This window comes from Nocardia sp. NPDC003345 (genome assembly GCF_053589395.1).
Window position 1 is genome coordinate 1 of record NZ_JBSFRU010000354.1, and the last position, 6,381, is coordinate 6,381.

At 70.8% G+C, this 6,381-nt stretch carries 5 protein-coding genes; all 5 read left to right on the forward strand.

Features of this window, described 5'->3' with window-relative positions; genetic code table 11:
* Positions 1 to 237 precede the first annotated feature (237 nt).
* The 5 genes from murG to pgeF all read left to right on the forward strand — a co-directional run bounded on the left by murG (position 238) and on the right by pgeF (position 6,117).
* A complete protein-coding gene (gene murG / locus ACWDU1_RS27710) occupies positions 238 to 1,332 on the forward strand; it encodes an undecaprenyldiphospho-muramoylpentapeptide beta-N-acetylglucosaminyltransferase (protein WP_450002916.1) in 1,095 nt (364 codons plus the stop codon).
* A gap of 68 nt (positions 1,333 to 1,400) precedes the next feature.
* Positions 1,401 to 2,840, forward strand: a complete 1,440-nt coding sequence (gene murC / locus ACWDU1_RS27715; RefSeq protein ID WP_450002917.1) for a UDP-N-acetylmuramate--L-alanine ligase — start codon at positions 1,401 to 1,403, stop codon at positions 2,838 to 2,840.
* A gap of 3 nt (positions 2,841 to 2,843) precedes the next feature.
* Positions 2,844 to 3,539 carry a cell division protein FtsQ/DivIB gene (locus tag ACWDU1_RS27720; protein ID WP_450002912.1) on the forward strand — a complete coding sequence of 232 codons (696 nt, stop codon included), beginning with the start codon at positions 2,844 to 2,846 and terminating at the stop codon, positions 3,537 to 3,539.
* Between the two features lie 385 nt (positions 3,540 to 3,924).
* Entirely contained in the window at positions 3,925 to 5,220 is a 1,296-nt protein-coding gene (ftsZ, locus tag ACWDU1_RS27725; protein ID WP_450002913.1) for a cell division protein FtsZ, read from the forward strand.
* 165 nt (positions 5,221 to 5,385) lie between these two features.
* A complete protein-coding gene (gene pgeF, locus ACWDU1_RS27730; protein ID WP_450002915.1) occupies positions 5,386 to 6,117 on the forward strand; it encodes a peptidoglycan editing factor PgeF in 732 nt (243 codons plus the stop codon).
* Positions 6,118 to 6,381: the final 264 nt, after the last annotated feature.

The window sequence follows — 6,381 nt, forward strand, 5'->3', positions numbered from 1 at the left end:
CGCCCAGGACCGGCCGGGGGAGCGCGACGATCCACGCGCCCGCACCCGGGCCAGCAGCCGGGGCACCGATACGCTGCGGGCGACCCGGGCCTGGGAGCCCAGCTATTCGGTGACACACGCACGAGAACGGGGAAGAAACAGGTGAGCGCACCTCGGTCCGCCGACGATCATTCGGCTCATGAGGATTCGGCCCACGGGGATTCGGCCCAGGGGGATTCGACACAGCGCGCGGACGGGATATCGGTCGTCGTCGCCGGGGGTGGGACCGCGGGTCATATCGAGCCCGCCCTCGCCGTGGCCGACGCGCTGCGGCGGCTCGATCCGGCGATCCGGGTCACCGCACTGGGCACCCGGCGCGGCCTGGAGACCACCCTGGTGCCCGAGCGCGGCTATCCGCTCGAACTGATTCCACCGGTGCCGCTGCCGCGTAAACCCAGCGCGGATCTGTTGCGTCTGCCGGGCCGGGTGCGGGCCTCGGTGGCCCGGACCCGGGAGATCATCGACGCGGTATCGGCGGATGTGATCGTCGGCTTCGGCGGGTACGTGGCGCTGCCGGCCTATCTGGCCGCCGGATCGGGCCTGCTGCGCCGGCGGCGGCCGGTGCCGGTGGTGGTGCACGAGGCGAACGCCAAGGCCGGTATCGCGAACAAGGTGGGCGCCCGCCGCGCCGTCCGGGTGCTCGCCGCCGTCCCGGGCTCCGGGCTCGACGCCGAAGTCGTCGGCATTCCGGTGCGGGAGGCGATCACCTCGCTGGACCGGGCCGCGTTGCGGGCGCGGGCCCGCGACCATTTCGGGCTGCCCGCCGAGGGGCCGGTGCTGCTGGTGTTCGGCGGATCCCAGGGGGCGCGCTCACTGAACGAGGCGATCTCCGGCGCGGCCCCGCAACTGGCCGCGGCCGGTGTCTCCGTCTTGCACGCGCACGGTCCGAAGAACACGCTCGAGGTGGTATCGGCCGACCCGGCGGCGCCCTACGTCGCGGTGCCGTACCTTTCCCGGATGGATCTGGCCTACGCCGCCGCCGACGCGGTGGTGTGCCGGTCCGGCGCGATGACCGTGGCCGAGGTGTCGGCCGTCGGTCTGCCCGCGATCTACGTCCCGCTTCCGCACGGAAACGGCGAGCAGGAACTCAACGCGCGACCGGTTGTCGCCGCCGGTGGTGGCAGAATCGTCTCCGACCCCGAGCTCTCCCCGAAATATGTGATCGATGAGGTGATACCGCTGCTCACGGATCCAGCACGCATTGCCGAGATGGGCCGCGCCGCCGCCGGCGCCGGCCACCGCGACGCCGCCGACGAGGTCGCGCGGATCGTGCTGCGGGCGGCGGGACGGTGAGCGAGGAGCAGGTGACCGCGCCCGAGACCGGTCCCGGCGCGCTGCCTCCGGAGCTCGCCCGGGTGCATATGGTCGGGATCGGCGGTGCCGGGATGTCCGGTATCGCCCGGATCCTGCTGTCGCGCGGTGGTGAGGTCTCCGGCTCCGACGCCAAGGAGAGCCGCGGTGTGCTCGCACTGCGGGCGCGCGGGGCGCAGGTGCGGATCGGCCACGACGCCGGCGCCCTGGATCTGCTGGCGGGTGGCCCGACCGTGGTGGTGACCACCTACGCCGCGATCCCCAAGACCAATCCCGAACTGGTGGAAGCGCACCGCCGCGATATCCCGGTGCTGTTGCGGCCGACGGTGCTGGCCGCGCTGATGAGCGGGCATCGCACCCTGCTGGTCTCGGGCACCCACGGCAAGACCTCCACCACGTCGATGCTCATCGTCGCACTGCAGCACTGCGGGCTGGACCCGTCGTTCGCGGTGGGCGGGGAGCTCAACGAGGCGGGTACCAACGCCCATCACGGCAGCGGCGATATCTTCGTGGCCGAGGCCGACGAGAGCGACGGTTCGCTGCTGCAGTACGACCCCGACGTCGCGGTGGTCACCAACATCGAATCCGATCATCTGGATTTCTTCGGCTCCGACGACGCCTATGTGCAGGTGTTCGACGATTTCACCGACCGGCTCACCGACGGCGGACTGCTCGTCGTATGCCTCGACGACCCCGGTGCGCGGGCCCTGGCCGAACGGACCGGGCAGCGCCTGGCCGAACGCGGGGTGCGGGTACTGGGTTACGGGTCCGGGGATCTCGACGACGCTCCGGTTCCGGTGGGCGTGCGCCTGCACAGCTGGGAACCGCGCGATGTCGGCGGGATCGCCCAGTTCCAGCTCACCGGGGAGCCGGCGCCGCGCACGTTGCGGCTGGCGGTGCCCGGCCGCCATATGGCACTCAACGCGCTGGCCGCGCTGCTGGCCGGGCGGGCCGCCGGTGCCGATGTGGACGAGATCATCCAGGGCCTGGAGGGTTTCGGCGGAGTGCACCGCCGCTTCCAGTTCGTCGGCCGGGAGAACGGGGTGCGGGTCTTCGACGATTACGCGCACCATCCCACCGAGGTCCGCGCGGTGCTCGGCGCGGCGGCGGAACTGGTCGAGCAGGAGGCCCGCGACGGCGCGCGCTCGCGGCGCGGCCGGGTGATCGTGGTCTTCCAGCCGCATCTGTACAGCCGGACCGCGACCTTCGCCGCCGAGTTCGGCGCCGCGCTCGACCTCGCCGACGAGGTCGTGGTGCTCGATGTGTACGGCGCTCGCGAGGAACCGCTGCCCGGTGTGAACGGCGCGCTCGTCGCCCAGTCCGTCGGCAAACCCGTGCACTACCAGCCGGATATGTCGCGGGTCGGCCGGCAGGTCGCGGGGCTGGCCCGGCCCGGCGACGTGGTCATCACGATGGGCGCCGGCGATGTGACCATGCTCGGCAGCCAGATCCTGGACGGACTACGCGCGCGTCCGCAGTACGGGCGGTGAGGCGTGGTACGAACCGGGGCGCGACGATTCGGCGGCGCCGGATCCCGGCGCTACCGGCTGTGGGCGTTGCCCGCGGTGGCCCTGGTGCTCACCCTCGTTGCGCTGGCGTGGTTCACCCCGATGATGTCGGTTCGCCAGGTGCGGATCGAGGGAGCGGGCGCGATTCCGGAGGAGCAGATCGAGGATCTGCTACAGGTTCCGGAGCGGGGTTCGATCTTGCGTATCGATACCGCGGCGATGGCTGCCCGGGTCGCGACGCTGCCGAAGGTCCGCAGTGCCCGGGTGCAACGGGTACTGCCGTCGACGGTGCGGGTGCGGATCGAGGAGCGAACCCCGGTGCTGTACTACGACACCGCGGAGGGCGCGCATCTACTCGACTCCGAGAGTATCGAGTACGCGATCGAACCCGCGCCGATCGGCGTACCGCGGTTGGTGACGGCGACGCCGGGGGGCGCCGACGCGCTCACCCGCGCGGCGGTGTCCGTGGTGACCGCGCTGCCACCGGAGTTGAAGATCCAGGTGCAGACCGTACAGGCCACTACGGTCTCCGATATTTCCCTGACACTGCGCGACGGTCGCACGGTACTGTGGGGCAGCAGCGAGGACGGCGAACGCAAATCGGCGGTGGTACTACCGCTGCTGACCCGGCCGGGAACCGTGTTCGACGTCTCGAGTCCCAGTCTGGTCACGGTAAAATGAGTTCTGCCAATCCTGTTCGGTTCGGCCTCGTCCGGTACGACGCCGATCGTCAGTCCGGTTCGGCTGCCCGGCCCATACTCTCGGCGGGCGCGGGGGGTGTCCCACGATGTGGGCCCTGGTCGCGGGCGAACCGTTCACGATACGACGACTACCGTCCCGGTAGAAGCGCGTTCGCCCGAGAAACTGGCTCTCGTCTCGGCGCGCCTGCGGGCGGATCGCGACGGCGGCGAATAGCGTTCGGCACCAGTCGGATACTTGACATAACTCCAACCCTATGGTTGAGGTTCAGGGTTTGCCCGGATTCCGGTCCGCGGACAGCGATCACGCGGATCGGTACCGGGCATCCGAAAACGACAGACTTTGGATCGAAGGAAGGCGAGAGCTCATGACGCCCCCGCACAACTACCTTGCCGTGATCAAGGTCGTCGGTATCGGCGGCGGCGGCGTGAACGCCGTCAACCGAATGATCGAGCAGGGTCTCAAGGGTGTCGAGTTCATCGCGGTGAACACCGACGCCCAGGCACTGCTGATGAGTGATGCCGACGTAAAGCTCGATGTCGGGCGGGAGCTCACCCGGGGCCTCGGCGCCGGCGCCGACCCCGAGGTCGGCCGTAAGGCCGCCGAGGATCACAAGGACGAGATCGAAGAGGTGCTCAAGGGCGCCGATATGGTCTTCGTGACCGCGGGCGAGGGCGGCGGTACCGGTACCGGTGGCGCTCCGGTCGTGGCGAGTATCGCGCGCAAACTGGGCGCGCTGACCATCGGTGTGGTCACCCGGCCGTTCTCGTTCGAGGGCAAGCGCCGCGGTAACCAGGCCGAGGTCGGGATCAACCTGCTGCGCGAATCCTGCGACACCCTGATCGTCATTCCCAACGATCGGCTGCTGCAGCTCGGGGATGCCGCGGTGAGCCTGATGGACGCGTTCCGTTCCGCCGACGAGGTACTCCTCAACGGTGTCCAGGGCATCACCGATCTGATCACCACCCCGGGCCTGATCAACGTCGACTTCGCCGACGTCAAGAGTGTGATGTCGGGCGCCGGTAGCGCGCTCATGGGCATCGGCTCGTCCAGAGGGGAGGGGCGGTCGGTCAAAGCGGCCGAGGCGGCGATCAATTCGCCCCTGCTGGAAGCGTCCATGGACGGGGCGCACGGGGTGCTGCTCTCGATCGCGGGCGGTTCGGATCTGGGCCTGTTCGAGATCAACGAGGCCGCGTCGCTGGTGCAGGAGGCGGCCCATATCGAGGCGAACATCATCTTCGGTACGGTGATCGACGATTCGCTCGGCGACGAGGTGCGGGTCACGGTGATCGCCGCCGGATTCGACGGCGGCGGCCCGGCGCGGCGCACCTTCGACGCGGCGACCGCCCGGGGTTCGCTGGGATCCGGACGTAGCGCGGAGATCTCGGCGCAGTCGCGCAGCGCCGAACTCGGCCAATCGCGGACGGCCGAACTGGGCGCCGCCCGCGGCCACTCCGAGGAGCCGGCGCCGGCCCGGTCGGCCGATACCGGTTCGTCGATCGGCCGGGGCCCGGCCCCGAGCTACCGCGACAGCGAACGGGCCCGGCCGCCGGTGGATCCGGGCCTGCCGCACAGCTCGCGATCGCATCTGCAGCCGCCCGCCACCGATCTGCCCGACGATGACGACGACGACGTCGACGTGCCGGATTTCATGCGGCGGTGATCGCGTGCCCGCGGCGGTCCCGGCCGGCACGGTGATCTCGTAATGCGCCGATCCCACGGACACCGGTCCGTGGGATCACGCGTATCGATACCGTGCGCGGGCCGCCGAGACGTGCCCCGGGCCGGCGGCGGTCCGGTGACCGCGGGTGCCATTAGGCTCGAAGGCATGACAGCGGCATCGGTACTCACCGTTCGACGGGTCGTCACCACACGCGCGGGCGGGTTCTCCGCGCCGCCCTACGATTCGTTCAATCTCGGCGACCACGTCGGCGACGATCCGGCGGCGGTGCGCCGCAACCGGGCCCGTCTCGCCGGCACCCTCGGGCTCGCGCGCGATCACCTGATCTGGATGGACCAGATCCACGGCCGCACGGTGGCCACCGTGGACGGGCCGCGCGCGGATCCGGTTCCGGGTACCGACGCGCTGGTGACCACCCGGCCGGGGTTGGCGCTGGTGGTCCTGACGGCCGATTGTGTGCCGGTACTGCTCTCCGACGACGAGGCGGGAGTCATCGCCGCCGTGCACGCGGGCCGGGTGGGCGCGCGGATCGGGATCGTGCCCCGGGTACTGGACGCGATGATCGCCGCGGGTGCCCGGCCCGACCGGATCGGCGCGCTGCTCGGTCCGGCCGCCAGCGGGCGGCACTACGAGGTGCCCGCCGAGATGCGCGCCGATGTGGAGGCGCATCTGCCCGGAAGCGCGACCACCACTGTGCGGGGCACGCCGGGTCTGGATCTGCGCGCGGGGATCCGGCGCCAGCTCACGGCGGCCGGAATCGGCGCGATCGCCGAGGATCCGCGCTGCACCATCGAGGACAACACGCTGTTCAGTCATCGCCGCGGGGCACCCACAGGGCGTCTCGCGAGTGTGATCTGGATGGAGGGCGGCGGAGTGTGACCGCCGCGGATGATAACGGCACGAGCGGCTTCCGGTATACCCGGTCGGACGCGTTTCACCGGGGACCGGGAGGGTATGCCCGTGCAGCGGTGCCGGGAAGGTAGCGGGCCAGCGGAGGAGGGACGGCGGATGACGGCAACGGTGTTGCGGCACAAGCGGATCGGCGGTGACGGGTGAGTGGGGCCGGTACGGGTTCACCGCTCGTCCCGGACACCGCCGGACCCGTCCCCGGGAACCCCGCCCGGACCGCGGAACTGGCGCGCA